This window comes from Klebsiella sp. WP3-W18-ESBL-02 (assembly GCF_014168815.1).
GTDB classification, from domain to species: Bacteria; Pseudomonadota; Gammaproteobacteria; order Enterobacterales; family Enterobacteriaceae; genus Kluyvera; species Kluyvera ascorbata_B.
Window position 1 is genome coordinate 4793490 of the sequence record NZ_AP021972.1, and the last position, 21161, is coordinate 4814650.

Below are 21161 nucleotides of genomic sequence, written 5' to 3' on the forward strand. Positions count from 1 at the left end.
TGTGCAGGAGCCCCTTCGATGGAAAACAGCGACGATATCCGTCTTATCGTGAAAATTGCTCAGCTCTACTATGAACAGGAGATGACGCAGGCGCAAATTGCGCAGTCGCTGGGGATTTATCGCACCACCATCAGCCGCCTGCTCAAACGCGGGCGCGAGCTGGGGGTGGTGACTATCGCCATTAACTATGACTACAACGACAGCCTGTGGTTAGAAGAGCAGCTTAAACAGATATTTGGCCTGAAGGAGGCCGCCGTCGCCCCGCAGGAAGCCGAGCTCGGAGCCTATGGCGCACCGCTGGTGGAGCGCCTGCTCTCGGCTAACGCCATCATTGGCTTCGGCTGGGGTCGCGCGGTCAGCATGCTGGTCGAGTCCCTCCCCACCGCCAGCCAGCCGCGCCAACATGTCTGTGTTCCGATCGTCGGAGGACCGTCGGGCAAGCTGCCGAGCCGTTACCACGTCAACACGCTCACCTACGCTGCCGCTGAACGTCTGAAGGCGGAGTCTTACCTCGCGGACTTTCCGGCCCTGCTGGATAACCCGACGATTCGCAACGGCATCATGCAGTCACAGCATTATCAAACGCTGGCGGGCTACTGGCAGAAGCTCGACGTCGCGCTGGTGGGCATCGGCTCGCCGGCGATTCGTCATGGTGCCAACTGGCAGGCATTTTACGGTAACGCACAAAGCGATGAACTGATTGCCCGCGGGGTGGCTGGCGACATCTGCTCACGCTTTTTCGATAGCGATGGCGCAACGGTGCTCACCGACATGCACGAGAAAACGCTTTCTATCCCGCTCTCCACGCTACGCCAGGCACGTGACATCGTTGGCATTGCGGCCGGAGAAGAGAAGTACGACGCCATTCTTGGCGCGCTGCGCGGTAAACACATCAACACACTGGTGACCGACCGGGCCACCGCTGACTATTTAGTACGAGGACACGCTCATGATTAACCGTGATACCCAACTGTGCATGTCGCTGGCCGGACGCCCCGGCAACTTCGGCACCCGTTTCCATAATTTTCTGTATGAAAAGCTAGCGCTTAACTTTATCTATAAGGCGTTTACCACCCAGGATATTGAAGCCGCAGTGAAAGGCGTTTGCGCCCTGGGTATTCGTGGCTGCGCGGTCTCTATGCCGTTTAAAGAGAGCTGCATGCCGTTTCTGGATGCTATCGATCCGTCGGCAAACGTCATCGACTCAGTGAATACTATCGTCAATGACGATGGCCACCTGACCGGATTCAATACCGACTACATCGCGGTGAAAAGCCTGATCGCCAGCCATCGTCTGGATACCTCTGCCCGGGTAATGATTCAGGGCAGTGGCGGCATGGGCAAAGCGGTGATTGCCGCTTTCCGCGACGCGGGATTTAGCGATGTCATTATTGCGGCTCGTAATGAGGTTAACGGCACGGCGTTAGCAAAACAGTACGGCTTCCGGTGGCAGCCACGGCCGGAAGCTGAGGGTATCGACATTCTGGTTAACGTCACGCCTATCGGTATGGCGGGCGGTAAAGAGAGCACGCAGCTTGCTTACAGTGAAGCCATGGTGACACGCGCCAGCGTGGTCTTTGACGTGGTGGCTTTGCCCGCAGAAACGCCGGTGATTCAACTCGCCCAACGCCTGGGGAAAAAGACGATTAGCGGTGCTGAAGTGATTGCCCTCCAGGCGGTGGAGCAGTTTGTCATGTATACCGGCGTGCGCCCGGACGATGCGCTGATTGCAGAGGCAGCGGCGTTTGCCAGAGCGGGGTAACGCGCATCAAAGAGCGTCTGCCGGAGGCGTAGCCAAAGCTCACTTTCAGCACACCGCCTGCAACACCGTGAACTGCATCAGTAAGCTGACCGGTACAGGATGATAACATGCCGCCCTGATTGATAGTTTTCTGATTAATAGGAGAAATGATGGATTTACTTCTGCTGAGTAACTCAACGCTGCCGGGCAAAGCCTGGCTGGAACACGCGCTGCCGTTAATTGAGGCACGGCTGAACGGCCGCCGCCGCGCGGTGTTTATTCCCTTTGCTGGCGTCACGCAGACCTGGGATGAGTACACGGCAAAAACCGCTGCCGTGCTGGCTCCGCTGGGCGTGTCGGTCACCGGCATTCATACCGTGGCGGACCCGGTATCGGCAATTGAAAACGCCGAACTGATCATTGTCGGCGGCGGCAATACCTTCCAGTTGCTTAAAGAGAGCCGTCAACGCGGCCTGCTGACGCCAATTGTTGACGTGGCCAAACGCGGCGCGCTGTATATCGGTTGGAGCGCAGGGGCGAATCTGGCCTGCCCGACCATTCGGACCACCAACGATATGCCCATTGTCGATCCGCAGGGCTTTGATGCACTGGGCCTGTTCCCGCTGCAGATTAACCCCCACTTCACCAACGCGCTGCCTGAAGGTCATAAGGGTGAAACCCGTGAACAGCGTATTCGCGAGCTGCTGGTCGTCGCGCCAGAATTAACGGTGATTGGGCTGCCGGAGGGCAACTGGATTGAGGTCGCGCAGGGTCATGCCACGCTCGGCGGGCCAAACACCACCTACGTGTTTACCGCCGGAGAAGACGCGATCGCGCTGGAAGCCGGCCACCGCTTCTAAACGCGATTGCCGGATAGCGGCGCGATAACCTTATCCGGCCTGCAGTGAACGCGACCTGCAGGGCGGATAAGCGCAGCGCTATCCGGCGCGGATTCCGTTAGTAATCATCGCGCTCGTCGTCTTCGTCCGGCTGCTCCAGCACGCTGTAGGCCACCGAACAGAACAGCGAGTTCAGCCGCTGCATATCCCCCAGCAGCGCCAGATGCAGGGTACTGGTCTCAATACTCTGCACGTTCTGCTGATGCAGTCGATCGACGTGCGCATGCGCATAGCGGCGGTTCATGATACGGAAACGGTGCTTGCTGCGTCGCAGACGGCGGGCGCTGGTCATGTCGCCGGAGAAGAAGACCGACATTGCCAGCTGCAGGTTACCGAGCAGCAGTTCGTACAGCGCGTCCAGTTCTTTAAGGCCTTCTACGGAAAACGCGCGGCGCGCAGCCAGCGATTTATCGGCAATTTCGCTGCCCATTCGCTCAATAATATCCGACGCCTGCTCCAGGTTGAGCGACATCTCGATAATCTCCGCCCAGCGGCGAGACTCCTCTTCCGCCAGTTCATCCTTCGGCATTCGCGCCAGATAGAGCTTGATGGCGGTGTAGAGCACGTTGATATCGTCCGCCTGCTTGCGCAGGTTTTTCTCTTCGCGCGGCTCGCCGTTCATCACCTTTTTGAGCCCTTCCAGCATCTGCTCGGTGGCATCGCCGATGCGCAGGGTTTCGCGCGCGGCATTGGCCAGCGCCAGCGTAGGGGTGTCGAGCGCGGTCACGTCCAGATGCTTCGGCTTCAGGCTGCCCTCCAGCTCTGGTTCATCGCGGATCATACGTTTACACAAACGCGCCATCGGTTCGGCGAACGGTACCATCGCCACGCAGCGAATCAGGTTGTAGAAGACGTGGAAATAGATAACCAGCTCTGATTCCGCCAGCGGAAGCTTGTGCAGCGTGTCGGCCAGCACGTGAACGAACGGCAGAATCAGCAGGCTGCCCACCAGCTTAAACAGCAGGCTTCCCAGCGCCACACGGCGCGCGGCGGCGTTGGCGGCGCTGTTGTTGAGCATCGCCAGCAGGCCGGAACCGAGGTTGGCGCCAATCACCAGACACAGCGCAACCGGGAAGGAAATCACACCAGCGGTGGTCAATGTCGCGGTCAGCAGCACGGCGGCCAGGCTGGAATAACTGATGATGGCGAACACCGCGCCAATCAGCGCATCCAGCAGAATATCGCCGGTCAGCGAGGCGAAGATCACCTGCACGCCGTTGGCCTGGGTGATCGGCGTGACCGCCTGAACGATCAGCTCCAGCGCCAGTAGTATCAGGCCAAGGCCGATGCCGACGCGGCCAAGCTGGCCTTCTCGGGTTTGTTTACGACCCAGGAAGAAGGTCACGCCGATAAAAATCAGCAGCGGCGACAGCCACGAAAGATCGAATGTCAGGATTCGCGCCATCAGCGCGGTCCCGACGTCGGCCCCGAGCACGATAACCAATGCTGGCGTCAGCGCGACAAGGTCCTGAGCAACAAACGACGTCACCAGCATGGTGGTGGCGTTGCTGCTCTGCACCAGCGCCGTCACGCCAATACCCGCGCAGAAAGCGAGCGGCTTTTTCTCTACGCTACGGCTCAGTACGGTACGCAGGCGCGCGCCGAAGACGCGCATCACGCCGGTACGGACGATATGGGTTCCCCACACCAGCAGGGCGACGGCGGAAAGCAGGTGTAGCAGCGTTAACACGGAATCGGGTTCTCCTTATTGTTATAGGTTCCAGAGGCAAGCGGTGTTGGCATCATGCCTGATGGCGCTGCGCTTATCAGGCCGACAGAATTTCCCCGTAGGCCGGATAAGGCGTTTACGCCGCCATCCGGCAAGCCGCGCAGGCGAGCCTCCTTTCAGTATAAGGGTTTACGCGCCAGAAAGAGACAGGGCGCTCATTGAGCGCCCTGTTTGTTGTAAGGAAAGATGACGATTTTGTGAATTAATCGGCATCGTAGCCGAGGTTTGGCGCCAGCCAGCGCTCCACTTCCGCCACGCTCATACCTTTACGCTGCGCGTAGTCTTCCACCTGATCGCGTTGAATTTGCGCCACGGCGTAGTACTTGCTGTCCGGATGACTGAAGTACCAGCCAGAAACGGACGCTCCGGGCCACATGGCGAAGGATTCCGTCAGCTTCATGCCGGTGTGTTTTTCGACATCCAGCAATTCCCAGATAGTGCCCTTCTCGGTGTGCTCCGGGCAGGCCGGGTAGCCCGGCGCCGGGCGAATCCCCTGGTAGTTTTCACGAATCAGCTCGTCGTTACTCAGGTTTTCGTTCGGTGCATAGCCCCAGTAAACCTTACGCACGCGCTCATGCAGATACTCGGCAAAGGCTTCCGCCAGACGGTCGGCAATCGCTTTCACCATGATCTTGTTGTAGTCGTCGTGCTGCGCTTCAAACGCCTCGGCCAGCGCATCTTCTTCCAGGCCGCCGGTCACGGCGAAAGCACCAATATAGTCGGCTTTGCCCGAGGTTTTCGGCGCCACAAAGTCAGACAGGCAGTAGTTAGCAAAGCCGACTTTCTCGGTCTGCTGGCGCAGATGGCGGCTGACGGTCAGCACATGGGTACGCGTTTCGTCGCGATAGATTTCCACGTCATCGCCCACGCGGTTGGCCGGGAACAACCCGACGACACCACGAGGGTTGAGGGTTTTCTCGGCGCTGAGCTGATCCAGCATGTCGTTCGCGTCTTTGAACAGGCGCTTCGCCTCTTCACCCACGACTTCGTCTTCAAGGATGCGCGGGAACTTGCCGGCCAGCGACCAGGTCATAAAGAACGGCGTCCAGTCGATGTAGTTGCGCAGGGTTTCAATGCTGGCTTCCACTTCCTGCACGCCCAAACGGTGCGCCACCGGCGGCGTGTAGCTGTCCCAGTCAAACGCCAGATCGTTTTCACGCGCGGCAGCCAGCGTCACCGGCGGGGTACGCGGTTTCTTACGCCCGTGTTGGATACGCACGGTTTCGTACTCTTTACGCGTGCGCGCGACAAAGTCATCGTGCTGGGTGTCAGAGAGCAGCGCGGCGACGACGCCAACGGTACGCGAGGCGTTCTGCACGTAAACCGTCGGGCCGCTGTAGTTCTGCTCAATTTTCACCGCCGTGTGCGCTTTCGAGGTCGTCGCGCCGCCAATCAGCAGTGGAATGGTAAAGCCCTGGCGCTCCATCTCTTTCGCCACGTTAACCATTTCGTCCAGCGACGGAGTAATCAGCCCGGACAGGCCAATCAAATCCGCATTGACCTCTTTGGCGGTTTTGAGAATTTTGTCCGCCGGCACCATCACGCCAAGGTCGATGATTTCGTAGTTATTACACTGCAGCACCACGCCGACGATGTTTTTGCCGATGTCGTGCACATCGCCTTTCACCGTCGCGATGACCATTTTGCCGTTGCTGGAGCCTTTCTCTTTGCTGGCCTCAATGTACGGCTCAAGATAGGCCACCGCCTGTTTCATCACGCGGGCGGATTTCACCACCTGCGGCAGGAACATTTTGCCCTCGCCGAACAGGTCGCCGACCACGTTCATGCCATCCATTAGCGGCCCTTCAATCACCTCGATAGGGCGCGCGGCCTGCTGGCGAGCCTCTTCAGTATCCAGCTCAATAAATTCGGTTATGCCTTTCACCAGCGAGTATTCGAGGCGTTTTTTCACGTCCCAACTGCGCCATTCGGCCTGCTGTGCGTTTGCGCTGTCGTCGGTTTTGCTGCCGCGATATTTCTCGGCCAGCTCCAGCAGACGTTCGGTGCCATCGTCACGACGGTTAAGGATCACATCTTCAACCGCATCGCGCAGCTCGGCGGGCAGGTCGTCATAGATAGCCAGCTGCCCGGCGTTGACGATCCCCATATCCATGCCGTTGCGAATGGCGTAGTAGAGGAACACCGCGTGAATGGCTTCACGAACCGGATCGTTACCACGGAACGAGAACGACACGTTGGAGACACCACCGGAGATCAGCGCGTGCGGCAGTTCGCGTTTGATGTCTTCACAGGCACCGATAAAGTCCTGCGCGTAGTTGTTGTGCTCTTCAATGCCGGTTGCCACGGCAAAGATGTTCGGGTCGAAGATGATGTCTTCCGGCGGGAAGCCGACTTCTTCGGTCAGAATTTTGTACGCCCGGCGGCAAATCTCAATTTTACGCGCGCGGGTATCGGCCTGGCCGACTTCATCAAAGGCCATCACCACCACTGCCGCACCGTAGCGACGTACTTTTTTCGCATGCTCGATAAACGGTTCAATGCCCTCTTTCATCGAGATGGAGTTGACGATGCCTTTGCCCTGAATGCACTTCAGCCCTTTTTCGATGACGTCCCATTTTGAGGAGTCGATCATAATCGGCACGCGGGCAATGTCCGGCTCACCGGCAATCAGGTTAAGGAAACGCACCATCGCCGCTTCGGCGTCGAGCATCCCCTCATCCATGTTGATATCGATAATCTGTGCGCCGCTTTCCACCTGCTGGCGGGCGACGTCCAGCGCTTCGCTGTATTTCTCTTCTTTGATCAGGCGCTTAAACTTCGCGGAGCCGGTAACGTTGGTCCGTTCGCCGACGTTCACAAACAGGCTGTCATCGCCAATGTTCAGCGGTTCGAGGCCAGACAGGCGGCAGGCCACCGGGATTTCCGGCAGTTTGCGCGGCGGCAAGCCATCAACCGCGCGGCTCATCGCGGCGATGTGTTCCGGCGTGGTGCCGCAGCAGCCGCCGACCACGTTGAGGAAGCCTGCTTCCGCCCATTCGCGAATTTGTGTCGCCATGGTGTCGGCATCGAGATCGTATTCGCCAAAGGCGTTCGGCAGCCCGGCGTTCGGGTGCGCGGTAACGTAGCATTCGGCAATGCGCGACAGCTCCTGCACATACTGGCGCAGCTCGTCCGGGCCTAAAGCGCAGTTCAGACCAAAAGTCAGCGCATCGGCGTGGCGCAGCGAGTTGTAAAACGCTTCGGTGGTTTGACCGGAGAGCGTGCGGCCAGAGGCGTCGGTGATGGTGCCGGAAATCATGATCGGCAGGTCGACGCCCAGCGCTTCAAACTCTTCTTTAACGGCAAACACCGCCGCTTTGGCGTTGAGGGTGTCAAAGACGGTTTCAATCAGGATCAGGTCGCTACCGCCTTCCACCAGCGCTTTGGTGGATTCGCGATACGCTGCCACCAGTTGATCGAAGGTGATGTTACGGTAGGCCGGATCGTTGACGTCCGGTGAAATAGAAGCCGTGCGGTTAGTCGGGCCAAGCACGCCCGCAACGTAGCGCGGTTTATTCGGCGTACGTGCGGTCCATTCGTCTGCCGCCGCGCGCGCCTGCTTCGCCGCCGCAAAGTTGATTTCCGCCGACAGGGATTCCATCTGGTAATCCGCCATGGCGATGGTCGTCGAGTTAAAGGTATTGGTTTCGATGATATCCGCACCCGCCTCGAAGTAGGCGTTGTGGATAGCCGAAATCACCTCCGGCTTGCTGAGTACCAGCAGGTCGTTGTTACCCTTCAGGTCGCAGGGCCAGTCGGCAAAGCGTTCACCGCGAAAATCCTGCTCGCTTAAATGATAGCCCTGGATCATGGTGCCCATGCCCCCGTCCAGAACCAGGATACGTTCATTTAACTGCCGACGTAATTGTTCAACTTTGCTGCTCACACGCACTCCCGACCACGCTCAACGAAACCCAGAAAAAAGGTAATAAAGCATACTGGCATAAACTGGGGTGGCGGAAAAGGAAACAACCGTCTACATGAGACATGTTCAGCATGACTCATCGGAGCAGTAGAATCGGAGGTTGTATTATAATCAATAAAAACGAAAACTATTTCCACGATACAGAAAGGAGTTGCGATGGTCGCCAACGTTCCTGCTAAACGCGGTAGAAAACCCGCCCCTGCTACCGCCGCCGCCGCAACAGGCCAGGTGCAGTCGCTGACGCGCGGCCTGAAGCTGCTGGAGTGGATTGCCGAATCACACAGCAGCGTGGCGCTGACCGAACTTGCGCAGCAGGCCGGGCTTCCCAATTCCACTACCCACCGTCTGCTGACGACCATGCAGCAGCTTGGCTTCGTGCGTCAGGTCGGCGAACTGGGCCACTGGGCGGTAGGCGCGCACGCCTTTATCGTCGGCAGCAGTTTTCTGCAAAGCCGCAACCTGCTGGCGATTGTCCACCCCATTCTGCGTCAGCTGATGGAAGATTCCGGCGAGACGGTTAACCTGGCGGTACTCGATAAGAGCGACCATCAGGCCATCATTATCGATCAGGTGCAGTGTACGCAGCTGATGCGGATGTCCGCGCCGATTGGCGGTAAGCTGCCGATGCACGCCTCCGGCGTGGGTAAAGCGTTTTTATCCCAGCTGAGTGAAGAGCAGGTCACCGGGCTGCTGCACCGTAAAGGCCTGCACGCCTACACCCACGCCACGCTGGTGTCGCCGGTACATCTGAAGGACGACCTGGCCCAGACGCGCAAGCGTGGCTATTCGTTTGATGATGAAGAACATGCGCTGGGGCTGCGCTGCGTGGCGTCTTGCATTTACGACGAGCACCGCGAACCGTTTGCGGCCATCTCCATTTCCGGGCCGATTTCGCGCATTACCGACGACCGGGTCACCGAGTTTGGCGCAATGGTGATTAAGGCGGCGAAAGAGGTGACGCTGGCGTACGGCGGCATTAAATAAACAAAATGCCCCAGAGGGGGCATTTTCGGCAGGCCTGATAAGCGTAGCGCCATCAGGCAGAACGGCGCGCATTGCCGGATGGTGGCGCAAGCGCCTTATCCGGCCTACGGTCAAGTTCATAACGCACGCTAAACCGCTGGCGGCGGCGGTAGGCGTAAACGTCCTCTACATGCCCATTCTTGATACGCGTCTGCAGGCCACGCCAATAGTCAGCGCTGAATAGTTCGGCGTGCATCTCTTCAAACAGCGGCCCGATACGCGGGTCGGCGCACAGCCAGTGGCGAAACTCTTCCGGGAAGACATCGCCCGGCGAGACGCTGTACCACGGTTCGCTGGCCAGTTCGTCTTCCGGGTAGCGCGGCGGCGGGATCGTGCGGAAATTTACCTCTGTCATATAGCAAATTTCATCGTAGTCGTAGAACACCACGCGCCCGTGCCGGGTGACGCCGAAGTTCTTAAACAGCATGTCACCGGGAAAAATATTGGCCGCAGCGAGCTGGCGAATGGCATTGCCGTACTCTTCAATTGCATCGCGCAGCAGCTGCCCTTCAACCTGCTCCAGCCAGAGATTAAGCGGCACCATCCGCCGCTCAATATACAGATGGCTGATCGCGATTTTATCCCCCATATCGACGATTTTCGCCGGTGCTTCCTGCAATAACAGCGCCATCAACGCCGGATCTATCTGCCGCTTATCCAGCACGAAGTTTTCAAACTCCTGGGTATCCGCCATCCGCCCCACGCGGTCATGCTCTTTGACCAACTGGTAGCAGGCGCGGACGTGCGCGGCGGTCATCTCTTTTTGCGGCGCAAAACGGTCTTTAATGACTTTAAACACGCGATCAAAACCCGGCAGCGTGAACACCAGCATCACCATACCGCGAATGCCCGGCGCTTCAATAAACCGCTCGTCGGTGCTGGCGATATAGGTCAGGTATTCGCGATAGCTTTCGGTTTTGGCATGTTTCTGACAGCCAATGGCCATATACAGCTCGGCGGTGGTTTTGCCAGGCAGGATTTCACGCAGCCACTCCACCAGTGCGGCGGGCAGCGGTGCGTAAACCATAAAATAGGAGCGCGCGAAGCCGAAGACAATACTGGCCTCTTCGGTCGTCGTCAGGCAGGTATCAACAAACAGCTCCCCTTCATCGGTACGATGAATGGGGATCAGGAACGGTAGCGTGCCAGAGGGGGTAATGAGCTTACCGATAAGCCAGGCCGCTTTGTTACGATAAAACAGCTCGTTCGCAATGTGCAGGTGGGACTGACGCAGGGTTTCTGCGTCCAGCGTTTCGCCGAGGTGCGCCATGATATACCCGACGTCGCGAGATTTATTCTGCCACGGCAGGCGCAGCGGCAGATCGCTCAGCATTTTGAAAATCACCGCTTCCCAACCAGCATCGGGAAAGAAGTCTTTCGCCAGCGGCCGGGGGATCGCCCGAAAGCGGCGCTCCGGCTGCGAACTGAAAATAAATAACCGCTCGGGACTTAACGAGCGGTGGTCAAATAACCGGCAATACACGGAGTTAAAAAAGCTCTCCGCAATCTCGAAGCGCGGGTAATCCGGTAGCAAACGGGTGTACTGCGCCTTGACGCGAAGCAGGACATCCGCGTCGGTACTTTTGCCATCGGTGATGCAGCGCAGCTGTTCGACCACCAACCCCACGTGATGGTCATACAGATGAATTCGGCTTTTCATCGCCTGCTGTACGGCGTGCCAGTCGGCCTGTTCAAAACGCTGCTGTGCGCCGGAGGTAACTTCCAGAAAACGCCCGTACTGGGCATCAAATCCCTGCAAAATGGTCTGCGCAATCAGTAATTCCAGGCCTCGCGTCATCATTGTTCCCCATCCGGCATAGAGTCATACCGGATGGCGCATTCGCTTATCCGGCCTACATATCGTTGTAGGCCCGGTAAGCGCTGCGCCACCGGGCATTAATCAGAACTGCGACTCTTCGGTCGAACCGGTCAGCGCGGTCACCGAGGAGGTTCCGCCCTGAATAATGGTGGTGACATTATCGAAGTAGCCGGTGCCCACCTCCTGCTGGTGAGAAACAAAGGTGTAGCCATCTTTCGCCGCCGCGAACTCTGCCTGCTGAACCTTTTCAACGTAGTGCTTCATCCCTTCGCCCTGCGCGTAGGCGTGCGCCAGGTCGAACATGTTGAACCACATGCTGTGGATACCGGCCAGTGTGATGAACTGGTATTTGTAGCCCATGTCAGACAGCTGCTGCTGGAAGCTGGCGATGGTTTTGTCGTCCAACTTTTTCTGCCAGTTGAACGACGGCGAGCAGTTGTAGGCCAGCAGTTTGCCAGGGTATTTCGCGTGGATAGCATCGGCAAAGCGCTTCGCCAGTTCCAGGTCCGGCGTGGAGGTTTCACACCACACCAGGTCAGCATAGGGTGCGTACGCCAGGCCACGGCTAATCGCCTGCTCAATGCCTGCGCGAGTACGGTAGAAACCTTCACTGGTGCGCTCGCCGGTAATGAAGTCGCTATCGTACGGGTCGCAGTCGGAGGTGATAAGGTCCGCCGCGTCGGCATCGGTACGGGCAATCAGCAGGGTCGGTACGCCCATGACATCAGCCGCCAGGCGCGCGGCGACCAGTTTCTGAACCGCTTCCTGCGTGGGCACCAGCACTTTGCCGCCCATATGACCGCATTTCTTCACCGACGCCAGCTGATCTTCAAAGTGTACCGCCGCTGCACCGGCCGCAATCATCGATTTCATCAGTTCAAAGGCGTTCAGCACCCCGCCGAAACCCGCTTCCGCATCGGCAACGATCGGCAGGAAATAATCAACGTAACGCGGATCGTTTGGTTCGATACCGTTCGCCCACTGGATCTGATCCGCACGGCGGAAAGTGTTGTTGATCCGATCGACCACCGCAGGCACTGAGTTCGCAGGATAGAGCGATTGATCCGGGTACATGCTGGAAGCCAGGTTCGCGTCCGCCGCGACCTGCCAGCCAGAGAGGTAAATCGCCTCAATGCCCGCCTTCGCCTGCTGTAACGCCTGGCCGCCGGTCAGCGCGCCAAGGCTGTTAACGTAGCCCTTTTTCGCTTCACCGTGCAGCAGGCGCCACATTCTGGCCGCGCCCAACTGCGCCAGCGTACATTCCGGGTTGACCGAACCGCGCAGTTTCACCACTTCCTCCGCGCTGTACGGGCGCTTGATGCCTTCCCAACGTGGCTGCGTCCATTCTTGTTGTAATGCTTCGATTTGTTGAGTACGAGTTTTCATGTGCAGATGCTCCATATTGTTATGTGGTGAATTACGCCAGCAGGCGGTAGCCCGGCAGGGTCAGGAAGTCGATCAGTTCGTCGGAGGTGGTGATTTGCTCCATCAGGCGCGCGGCATCGTCAAAACGGCCGCCATTGAAGCGGGCTTCGCCCAGCTCGCCTTTAATTACCTGCAGTTCTTCCGTCAGCATCTGGCGGAACAGCGGCTTGGTTACCGGTTTGCCGTTGCTGAGGGTTTTCTGATGATGGATCCACTGCCAGATGGAGGTACGCGAGATTTCAGCGGTCGCCGCATCTTCCATCAGGCCATAAATCGGTACGCAGCCGTTGCCAGAAATCCACGCTTCGATGTACTGCACCGCAACGCGAATATTGGCGCGCATCCCCTCTTCGGTTCGCTCACCGTTGCACGGCGCCAGCAGCTGTTCAGCGGTTATCGGCGCATCATCGGCGCGGGAAACGCTGAGCTGATTTTGACGATTGCCCAGCACCTCGTTAAACACGGCCATGGCGGTATCCGCCAGCCCCGGGTGGGCCACCCAGGTGCCGTCGTGACCGTTGTTGGCCTCCAGCGCTTTATCGGCTTTGACTTTATTCAGCACCAGCGCATTACGTTCAGCGTCTTTGTTCGGGATAAACGCCGCCATGCCGCCCATCGCAAACGCGCCGCGCTTGTGGCAGGTTTTAATCAGCAGTCGTGAATAGGCGCTGAGGAAGGGTTTATCCATCGTGACCACCTGGCGGTCCGGCAGCACGCGATCCGGGTGGTTCTTCAGCGTTTTGATGTAGCTGAAGATGTAGTCCCAGCGCCCGCAGTTCAGACCAACAATATGGTCACGCAGGGCGTGCAGAATTTCGTCCATCTGGAAGACGGCAGGCAGCGTTTCAATCAGCAGCGTAGCCTTGATGGTGCCGCGCGGCAGGTTGAAACGGTCTTCGGTATAGCAGAAGACATCATTCCACCAGGCGGCTTCCTGCCAGGCCTGCGTTTTCGGCAGGTAGAAATAAGGGCCGCTGCCTTTTGCCAGCAGCGCTTTGTGGTTGTGGAAGAAATACAGCGCAAAATCGAACAGGCTGCCCGGGATCGCTTCGCCGCGCCAGGTCACGTGCTTTTCGGGCAGGTGAAGGCCACGCACGCGGCAAACCAGCACCGCCGGGTTCGGTTGAAGCTGATAGATTTTGCCCGCTTCGTTGGTATAGCTGATGGTGCCGTTGACGGCGTCGCGCAGGTTGATCTGCCCTTCAATCACCTTGTTCCAGTCCGGAGCCAGTGAGTCTTCAAAATCAGCCATGAACACTTTCACGTTGGCGTTCAGGGCATTGATCACCATTTTGCGTTCAACGGGCCCGGTAATTTCAACGCGACGATCCTGCAGGTCGGCAGGAATGCCGCGCACCTGCCAGTTACCTTTACGAATGGAAGCTGTTTCCGAAATAAAATCAGGAAGTTTGCCGTCGTCAATATCCTGCTGCTGCTGAATACGTGCGGCCAGCAGTTTATTGCGCTTTGGCGTAAATCGAGTCACCAGTTCGGTCAGAAACTCCACCGCTTCCGCCGTCAAAACCTGCTTTTCCTGCTCGCCAGAAGGCTTCAGAAAAGCCAGTTCATCGGTTGTTGTGGCCTGTTGTGTCATGGTGCAGCTCCTCATTAGTGATCCGAATAGTTTCCCCGACTGATGAACGGACGATCGTTGCGTCGTTTTCGCTCAATGTTTTTAAGCCTAATCGCAAAAAATAAAAAATCAAAAACGATTTCCATTTTTAATTAAAATTAATCGCAACATATTGATTGGATTGAATTTAAAAATTCATATTTATGTGGGGTAGTTTTCGAAAACAAAAAAGGCACCCGAAGGTGCCTGTTTAAGAATGCTGAAACGCTTTAGGATCGTGAAGAGTAGCGGATCAATCCAGCGTGGGGTTCATATTCCGCAGATCGTACGGTGTGATCTGGTAGACGTAGTAGTTGAGCCAGTTCGCAAACAGCAAATTGCCATGGCTGCGCCAGGTGGCATGCGGTTTGTTTTGCGGGTCATCTTTCGGAAAGTAGTTATAGGGGACCTGTGGGTCCAGACCCGCATCCACGTCGCGGAAAAACTCGCTCGCCAGCGTATGTGCGTCGTACTCCGGATGACCGGTAACGAAGGCAATACGTTTATCTTTACTGGCAAACAGGTAAGCATCACCCTCCGCAGTTTCTGCAAGAATTTCCAGGTCGGTAAAATCGCGAATCAGTTTCGCCGGGAAGTCCGCGTAGCGAGAATGCGGCGCCAGGAAAGTATCATCAAATCCGCGAGTCAGCAGGGCATGTGGATGAAGAATATGATGCTCATAGACGCCGGAAAGTTTATCGTCGCGAGTTTGCTTTGGTATTCCGTAGAGAATATTGAGTGCGGCCTGTACCGCCCAACAGACAAAGAGCGTCGAGGTGACGTGATCTTTTGCCCACTCCAGCACCTGCTGGATCTGCGGCCAGTAGGCGACGTCGTTAAACTCAACCAGGCCGAGCGGCGCGCCGGTGACGATCAGACCATCGAAATTCTGGTCGCGAATGTCGTCGAAATTACAGTAAAAGTTGTTCAAATGCTCGGTTGGCGTATTACGCGATTCACGCGCATCGATGCGCAGCAGCTGGATGTCCAACTGTAGCGGCGAGTTTGATAGCAAGCGTAAGAACTGGTTTTCTGTCTCTATCTTCTTCGGCATCAGGTTCAGGATCAGCACCTTCAGAGGACGAATTTCCTGACCTGTAGCACGCGATGTCGTCATTACAAAGACGTTCTCATCACGCAAGAAATTGACGGCTGGTAGCTCGTCCTGCACCCGAATCGGCATAACCTTATTACCTCACAGCATACGTATAAACGTTTAGACATCCAGACAGCTAACGATACCCAGAATTCAACAAAATGTCGAGCCTGCATGTTCAAGGTGAGAAAGTTTCAATTACCCTGCGGTAGAATGCGGAAACGATTCTGAGAGGGATATTAAAGTGATTATACGACGTTCAGTGCACCATGAAGGCGAACAGCTGATCGCGATCTGGTGCCGTTCGGTTGATGCCACGCATCATTTTCTTTCCGCGCAGGACAGAACAGCGATTGAAACACAGGTACGCGCGTTTTTGCCCGGTGCCCCGCTATGGGTGGCTGCGAATGCTAATGATACGCCTGTAGCGTTTATGCTGCTGTCAGAGCATCACCTGGAGGCGCTGTTTGTCGATCCTGATGTGCGTGGTAGCGGTGTTGGGCGTCAACTGGTTGAACATGCGCTGTCGCTGATTGCCGATTTAACGACGGATGTGAACGAGCAGAATGCGCAGGCCTTAGAGTTCTATCAGAGGATGGGATTTGATGTTACCGGGCGATCGGAGACGGATGACCATGGCCGGCCTTATCCGCTACTGCATTTGCGTCACAAACTGTAGGTCCGTAGGCCGGATAAGGCGAGGCAGCCATCCGGCAATGTGCACAATGCCGCATCCCACAAGGCGCAGACGCAAAAAAGCCCATCCGTCAGGATGGGCTTCTTCACTTAATTGATGCCTGGCAGTTCCCTACTCTCGCATGGGGAGACCCCACACTACCATCGGCGCTACGGCGTTTCACTTCTGAGTTCGGCATGGGGTCAGGTGGGACCACCGCGCTACGGCCGCCAGGCAAATTCTGTATTAACCCGCTTTTCGCCGGTCAATGTAATCTGTAATCAATGCTGAAAATCGTCTCAATTTCGCCAAAACATCTTCGGCGTTGTAAGGTTAAGCCTCACGGTTCATTAGTATCGGTTAGCTCAATGTATCGCTACACTTACACACCCGACCTATCAACGTCGTCGTCTTCAACGTTCCTTCAGGAGACTTATAGTCTCAGGGAGAACTCATCTCGGGGCAAGTTTCGTGCTTAGATGCTTTCAGCACTTATCTCTTCCGCATTTAGCTACCGGGCAATGCCATTGGCATGACAACCCGAACACCAGTGATGCGTCCACTCCGGTCCTCTCGTACTAGGAGCAGCCCCCCTCAATTCTCCAGCGCCCACGGCAGATAGGGACCGAACTGTCTCACGACGTTCTAAACCCAGCTCGCGTACCACTTTAAATGGCGAACAGCCATACCCTTGGGACCTACTTCAGCCCCAGGATGTGATGAGCCGACATCGAGGTGCCAAACACCGCCGTCGATATGAACTCTTGGGCGGTATCAGCCTGTTATCCCCGGAGTACCTTTTATCCGTTGAGCGATGGCCCTTCCATTCAGAACCACCGGATCACTAAGACCTGCTTTCGCACCTGCTCGAGCCGTCACTCTCGCAGTCAAGCTAGCTTATGCCTTTGCACTAACCTCCTGATGTCCGACCAGGATTAGCTAACCTTCGTGCTCCTCCGTTACTCTTTAGGAGGAGACCGCCCCAGTCAAACTACCCACCAGACACTGTCCGCAACCCGGATCACGGGTCTACGTTAGAACACCAGCCATTAAAGGGTGGTATTTCAAGGTTGGCTCCACACGAACTGGCGTCCGCGCTTCAAAGCCTCCCACCTATCCTACACATCAAGGACCAGTGTTCAGTGTCAAGCTATAGTAAAGGTTCACGGGGTCTTTCCGTCTTGCCGCGGGTACACTGCATCTTCACAGCGAGTTCAATTTCACTGAGTCTCGGGTGGAGACAGCCTGGCCATCATTACGCCATTCGTGCAGGTCGGAACTTACCCGACAAGGAATTTCGCTACCTTAGGACCGTTATAGTTACGGCCGCCGTTTACCGGGGCTTCGATCAAGAGCTTCGCGTTGCCGCTAACCCCATCAATTAACCTTCCGGCACCGGGCAGGCGTCACACCGTATACGTCCACTTTCGTGTTTGCACAGTGCTGTGTTTTTAATAAACAGTTGCAGCCAGCTGGTATCTTCGACTGATTTCAGCTCCATGGGTAAACCACTTCACCTACATATCAGCGTGCCTTCTCCCGAAGTTACGGCACCATTTTGCCTAGTTCCTTCACCCGAGTTCTCTCAAGCGCCTTGGTATTCTCTACCTGACCACCTGTGTCGGTTTGGGGTACGATTTGATGTTACCTGATGCTTAGAGGCTTTTCCTGGAAGCAGGGCATTTGTTACTTCAGCACCGTAGTGCCTCGTCATCACACCTCAGCGTTAAAAGAAGTCCGGATTTACCTAAACTTCCCGCCTACATGCTTAAACCGGGACAACCGTCGCCCGGCTAACATAGCCTTCTCCGTCCCCCCTTCGCAGTAACACCAAGTACAGGAATATTAACCTGTTTCCCATCGACTACGCCTTTCGGCCTCGCCTTAGGGGTCGACTCACCCTGCCCCGATTAACGTTGGACAGGAACCCTTGGTCTTCCGGCGTGCGGGTTTTTCACCCGCATTATCGTTACTTATGTCAGCATTCGCACTTCTGATACCTCCAGCAAACCTCACAGTTCACCTTCAACGGCTTACAGAACGCTCCCCTACCCAACAACACATAGTGTCGCTGCCGCAGCTTCGGTGCACAGTTTAGCCCCGTTACATCTTCCGCGCAGGCCGACTCGACCAGTGAGCTATTACGCTTTCTTTAAATGATGGCTGCTTCTAAGCCAACATCCTGGCTGTCTGAGCCTTCCCACATCGTTTCCCACTTAACTGTGACTTTGGGACCTTAGCTGGCGGTCTGGGTTGTTTCCCTCTTCACGACGGACGTTAGCACCCGCCGTGTGTCTCCCGTGATAACATTCTTCGGTATTCGCAGTTTGCATCGGGTTGGTAAGTCGGGATGACCCCCTAGCCGAAACAGTGCTCTACCCCCGAAGATGAATTCACGAGGCGCTACCTAAATAGCTTTCGGGGAGAACCAGCTATCTCCCGGTTTGATTGGCCTTTCACCCCCAGCCACAAGTCATCCGCTAATTTTTCAACATTAGTCGGTTCGGTCCTCCAGTTAGTGTTACCCAACCTTCAACCTGCCCATGGCTAGATCACCGGGTTTCGGGTCTATACCCTGCAACTTAACGCCCAGTTAAGACTCGGTTTCCCTTCGGCTCCCCTATACGGTTAACCTTGCTACAGAATATAAGTCGCTGACCCATTATACAAAAGGTACGCAGTCACCCCATAAAGAGGCTCCCACTGCTTGTACGTACACGGTTTCAGGTTCTTTTTCACTCCCCTCGCCGGGGTTCTTTTCGCCTTTCCCTCACGGTACTGGTTCACTATCGGTCAGTCAGGAGTATTTAGCCTTGGAGGATGGTCCCCCCATATTCAGACAGGATACCACGTGTCCCGCCCTACTCTTCGAGTTCACAACCTGTGCATTTTGGTGTACGGGACTATCACCCTGTACCGTCGGACTTTCCAGACCGTTCCACTAACACACAAGCTGATTCAGACTCTGGGCTGCTCCCCGTTCGCTCGCCGCTACTGGGGGAATCTCGGTTGATTTCTTTTCCTCGGGGTACTTAGATGTTTCAGTTCCCCCGGTTCGCTTCATTACGCTATGTATTCACGTAATGATAGTGTGACGAATCACACTGGGTTTCCCCATTCGGAAATCGCCGGTTATAACGGTTCATATCACCTTACCGACGCTTATCGCAGATTAGCACGTCCTTCATCGCCTCTGACTGCCAGGGCATCCACCGTGTACGCTTAGTCGCTTAACCTCACAACCCGAAGATGTTTCGTAAAACACCATCGTGTTGCGAAAATTTGAGAGACTCGAACACACCGCTTATCTGTTCTTATTACGGAGAACAGACACAGTGTGTCGTTTCAATTTTCAGCTTGATCCAGATTTTTAAAGAGCAAATATCTCAAACAAGACTCGGAAGTCTGTTTTGAGATACTAAGGTCGGCGACTTTCACTCACACTAACCAGCAAGTGGCGTCCCCTAGGGGATTCGAACCCCTGTTACCGCCGTGAAAGGGCGGTGTCCTGGGCCTCTAGACGAAGGGGACACTGAAGTCTCAATCGCAAGACGCCTTGCTATTTACTTTTCATCAGACAATCTGTGTGAGCACTTCAAAGAACGCTTCTTTAAGGTAAGGAGGTGATCCAACCGCAGGTTCCCCTACGGTTACCTTGTTACGACTTCACCCCAGTCATGAATCACAAAGTGGTAAGCGCCCTCCCGAAGGTTAAGCTACCTACTTCTTTTGCAACCCACTCCCATGGTGTGACGGGCGGTGTGTACAAGGCCCGGGAACGTATTCACCGTAGCATTCTGATCTACGATTACTAGCGATTCCGACTTCATGGAGTCGAGTTGCAGACTCCAATCCGGACTACGACATACTTTATGAGGTCCGCTTGCTCTCGCGAGGTCGCTTCTCTTTGTATATGCCATTGTAGCACGTGTGTAGCCCTACTCGTAAGGGCCATGATGACTTGACGTCATCCCCACCTTCCTCCAGTTTATCACTGGCAGTCTCCTTTGAGTTCCCGGCCGGACCGCTGGCAACAAAGGATAAGGGTTGCGCTCGTTGCGGGACTTAACCCAACATTTCACAACACGAGCTGACGACAGCCATGCAGCACCTGTCTCAGAGTTCCCGAAGGCACCAAAGCATCTCTGCTAAGTTCTCTGGATGTCAAGAGTAGGTAAGGTTCTTCGCGTTGCATCGAATTAAACCACATGCTCCACCGCTTGTGCGGGCCCCCGTCAATTCATTTGAGTTTTAACCTTGCGGCCGTACTCCCCAGGCGGTCTATTTAACGCGTTAGCTCCGGAAGCCACTCCTCAAGGGAACAACCTCCAAATAGACATCGTTTACGGCGTGGACTACCAGGGTATCTAATCCTGTTTGCTCCCCACGCTTTCGCACCTGAGCGTCAGTCTTCGTCCAGGGGGCCGCCTTCGCCACCGGTATTCCTCCAGATCTCTACGCATTTCACCGCTACACCTGGAATTCTACCCCCCTCTACGAGACTCAAGCTTGCCAGTTTCAAATGCAGTTCCCAGGTTGAGCCCGGGGATTTCACATCTGACTTAACAAACCGCCTGCGTGCGCTTTACGCCCAGTAATTCCGATTAACGCTTGCACCCTCCGTATTACCGCGGCTGCTGGCACGGAGTTAGCCGGTGCTTCTTCTGCGAGTAACGTCAATCACTAAGGTTATTAACCTTAATGCCTTCCTCCTCGCTGAAAGTACTTTACAACCCGAAGGCCTTCTTCATACACGCGGCATGGCTGCATCAGGCTTGCGCCCATTGTGCAATATTCCCCACTGCTGCCTCCCGTAGGAGTCTGGACCGTGTCTCAGTTCCAGTGTGGCTGGTCATCCTCTCAGACCAGCTAGGGATCGTCGCCTAGGTGAGCCGTTACCCCACCTACTAGCTAATCCCATCTGGGCACATCCGATGGTGTGAGGCCCGAAGGTCCCCCACTTTGGTCTTGCGACGTTATGCGGTATTAGCTACCGTTTCCAGTAGTTATCCCCCTCCATCGGGCAGTTTCCCAGACATTACTCACCCGTCCGCCACTCGTCACCCGAGAGCAAGCTCTCTGTGCTACCGTTCGACTTGCATGTGTTAGGCCTGCCGCCAGCGTTCAATCTGAGCCATGATCAAACTCTTCAATTTAAGTTTGATGCTCGTGAATTAAACTTCGTAATGAATTACGTGTTCACTCAGAGACTTGGT

General features: G+C 55.9%; 11 protein-coding genes, 1 tRNA gene, 3 rRNA genes and 1 pseudogene. 6 read left to right on the forward strand and 10 right to left on the reverse strand.

Going from position 1 to position 21161, the window contains the following annotated elements:
- Positions 1–18 precede the first annotated feature (18 nt).
- The 3 genes from H7R56_RS22995 (at position 19) to pepE (ending at position 2601) form a co-directional block, all read left to right on the forward strand.
- Complete coding sequence (locus H7R56_RS22995; protein ID WP_106928629.1) at positions 19–957, forward strand: sugar-binding transcriptional regulator; 939 nt, start codon at positions 19–21, stop codon at positions 955–957.
- A complete protein-coding gene (locus H7R56_RS23000; protein WP_182928431.1) occupies positions 950–1762 on the forward strand; it encodes a shikimate 5-dehydrogenase in 813 nt (270 codons plus the stop codon). The genes H7R56_RS22995 and H7R56_RS23000 overlap by 8 nt, the downstream gene beginning before the upstream one ends.
- A 149-nt stretch (positions 1763–1911) precedes the next feature.
- The gene (pepE, locus tag H7R56_RS23005) at positions 1912–2601 is read left to right on the forward strand and encodes a dipeptidase PepE (RefSeq protein WP_182928704.1); all 690 of its coding nucleotides are present in this window, start codon (positions 1912–1914) and stop codon (positions 2599–2601) included.
- A gap of 97 nt (positions 2602–2698) precedes the next feature.
- Here the strand turns inward: pepE and H7R56_RS23010 are convergent, their stop codons facing one another.
- Positions 2699–4330 carry a Na/Pi cotransporter family protein gene (locus H7R56_RS23010; RefSeq protein ID WP_106928635.1) on the reverse strand — a complete coding sequence of 544 codons (1632 nt, stop codon included), beginning with the start codon at positions 4328–4330 and terminating at the stop codon, positions 2699–2701.
- Positions 4331–4381: 51 nt separating this feature from the next.
- Here H7R56_RS23010 and H7R56_RS28100 point away from each other — a divergent pair.
- Positions 4382–4531: pseudogene (locus H7R56_RS28100) on the forward strand (hypothetical protein); the annotation flags it as partial.
- 40 nt (positions 4532–4571) lie between these two features.
- Here H7R56_RS28100 and metH read toward each other — a convergent pair.
- On the reverse strand, positions 4572–8255 hold the full coding sequence (gene metH / locus H7R56_RS23015) for a methionine synthase (RefSeq protein ID WP_106928637.1): 3684 nt from the start codon (positions 8253–8255) through the stop codon (positions 4572–4574).
- Positions 8256–8450: 195 nt separating this feature from the next.
- Here metH and iclR point away from each other — a divergent pair, with 195 nt between their 5' ends.
- Positions 8451–9278, forward strand: coding sequence for a glyoxylate bypass operon transcriptional repressor IclR (gene iclR, locus H7R56_RS23020; protein ID WP_106928639.1), 828 nt, complete (start codon positions 8451–8453; stop codon positions 9276–9278).
- Positions 9279–9330: 52 nt separating this feature from the next.
- Here the strand turns inward: iclR and aceK are convergent, their stop codons facing one another.
- The 4 genes from aceK to metA all read right to left on the reverse strand — a co-directional run bounded on the left by aceK (position 9331) and on the right by metA (position 15356).
- Entirely contained in the window at positions 9331–11115 is a 1785-nt protein-coding gene (aceK, locus tag H7R56_RS23025) for a bifunctional isocitrate dehydrogenase kinase/phosphatase (protein ID WP_106928659.1), read from the reverse strand.
- A 102-nt stretch (positions 11116–11217) separates the two neighbouring features.
- The gene (aceA, locus tag H7R56_RS23030) at positions 11218–12522 is read right to left on the reverse strand and encodes an isocitrate lyase (RefSeq protein WP_106928641.1); all 1305 of its coding nucleotides are present in this window, start codon (positions 12520–12522) and stop codon (positions 11218–11220) included.
- Positions 12523–12553: 31 nt separating this feature from the next.
- The gene (gene aceB / locus H7R56_RS23035) at positions 12554–14155 is read right to left on the reverse strand and encodes a malate synthase A (RefSeq protein WP_182928432.1); all 1602 of its coding nucleotides are present in this window, start codon (positions 14153–14155) and stop codon (positions 12554–12556) included.
- A gap of 271 nt (positions 14156–14426) precedes the next feature.
- On the reverse strand, positions 14427–15356 hold the full coding sequence (gene metA / locus H7R56_RS23040; protein ID WP_106928645.1) for a homoserine O-acetyltransferase MetA: 930 nt from the start codon (positions 15354–15356) through the stop codon (positions 14427–14429).
- A gap of 151 nt (positions 15357–15507) precedes the next feature.
- Between metA and H7R56_RS23045 the strand changes: the two genes are divergently transcribed.
- Positions 15508–15948, forward strand: a complete 441-nt coding sequence (locus H7R56_RS23045; RefSeq protein ID WP_106928647.1) for an acetyltransferase — start codon at positions 15508–15510, stop codon at positions 15946–15948.
- A 116-nt stretch (positions 15949–16064) separates the two neighbouring features.
- On the opposite strand, the gene rrf is transcribed toward H7R56_RS23045, so the two are convergent.
- From rrf to H7R56_RS23065, 4 genes are all read right to left on the reverse strand, one after another.
- A 5S ribosomal RNA gene (rrf, locus tag H7R56_RS23050) occupies positions 16065–16180 on the reverse strand.
- A 94-nt stretch (positions 16181–16274) separates the two neighbouring features.
- Positions 16275–19181, reverse strand: a 23S ribosomal RNA gene (locus tag H7R56_RS23055).
- Between the two features lie 219 nt (positions 19182–19400).
- A tRNA-Glu gene (locus tag H7R56_RS23060) sits at positions 19401–19476 on the reverse strand.
- 85 nt (positions 19477–19561) lie between these two features.
- Positions 19562–21101, reverse strand: a 16S ribosomal RNA gene (locus H7R56_RS23065).
- Together the 16S, 23S and 5S rRNA genes with 1 tRNA gene alongside form the textbook arrangement of a ribosomal RNA operon.
- Positions 21102–21161: the final 60 nt, after the last annotated feature.

What these genes read in the sequence shown, in the direction of transcription:
- H7R56_RS22995 (WP_106928629.1), top strand. Translation starts at nt 19, where the DNA reads ATGGAAAACAGCGACGATATCCGTCTTATCGTGAAAATTGCTCAGCTC.
- H7R56_RS23000 (WP_182928431.1), top strand. Translation starts at nt 950, where the DNA reads ATGATTAACCGTGATACCCAACTGTGCATGTCGCTGGCCGGACGCCCC.
- pepE (WP_182928704.1), top strand. Translation starts at nt 1,912, where the DNA reads ATGGATTTACTTCTGCTGAGTAACTCAACGCTGCCGGGCAAAGCCTGG.
- iclR (WP_106928639.1), top strand. Translation starts at nt 8,451, where the DNA reads ATGGTCGCCAACGTTCCTGCTAAACGCGGTAGAAAACCCGCCCCTGCT.
- aceK (WP_106928659.1), bottom strand. Translation starts at nt 11,115, where the DNA reads ATGACGCGAGGCCTGGAATTACTGATTGCGCAGACCATTTTGCAGGGA.
- aceA (WP_106928641.1), bottom strand. Translation starts at nt 12,522, where the DNA reads ATGAAAACTCGTACTCAACAAATCGAAGCATTACAACAAGAATGGACG.
- aceB (WP_182928432.1), bottom strand. Translation starts at nt 14,155, where the DNA reads ATGACACAACAGGCCACAACAACCGATGAACTGGCTTTTCTGAAGCCT.
- metA (WP_106928645.1), bottom strand. Translation starts at nt 15,356, where the DNA reads ATGCCGATTCGGGTGCAGGACGAGCTACCAGCCGTCAATTTCTTGCGT.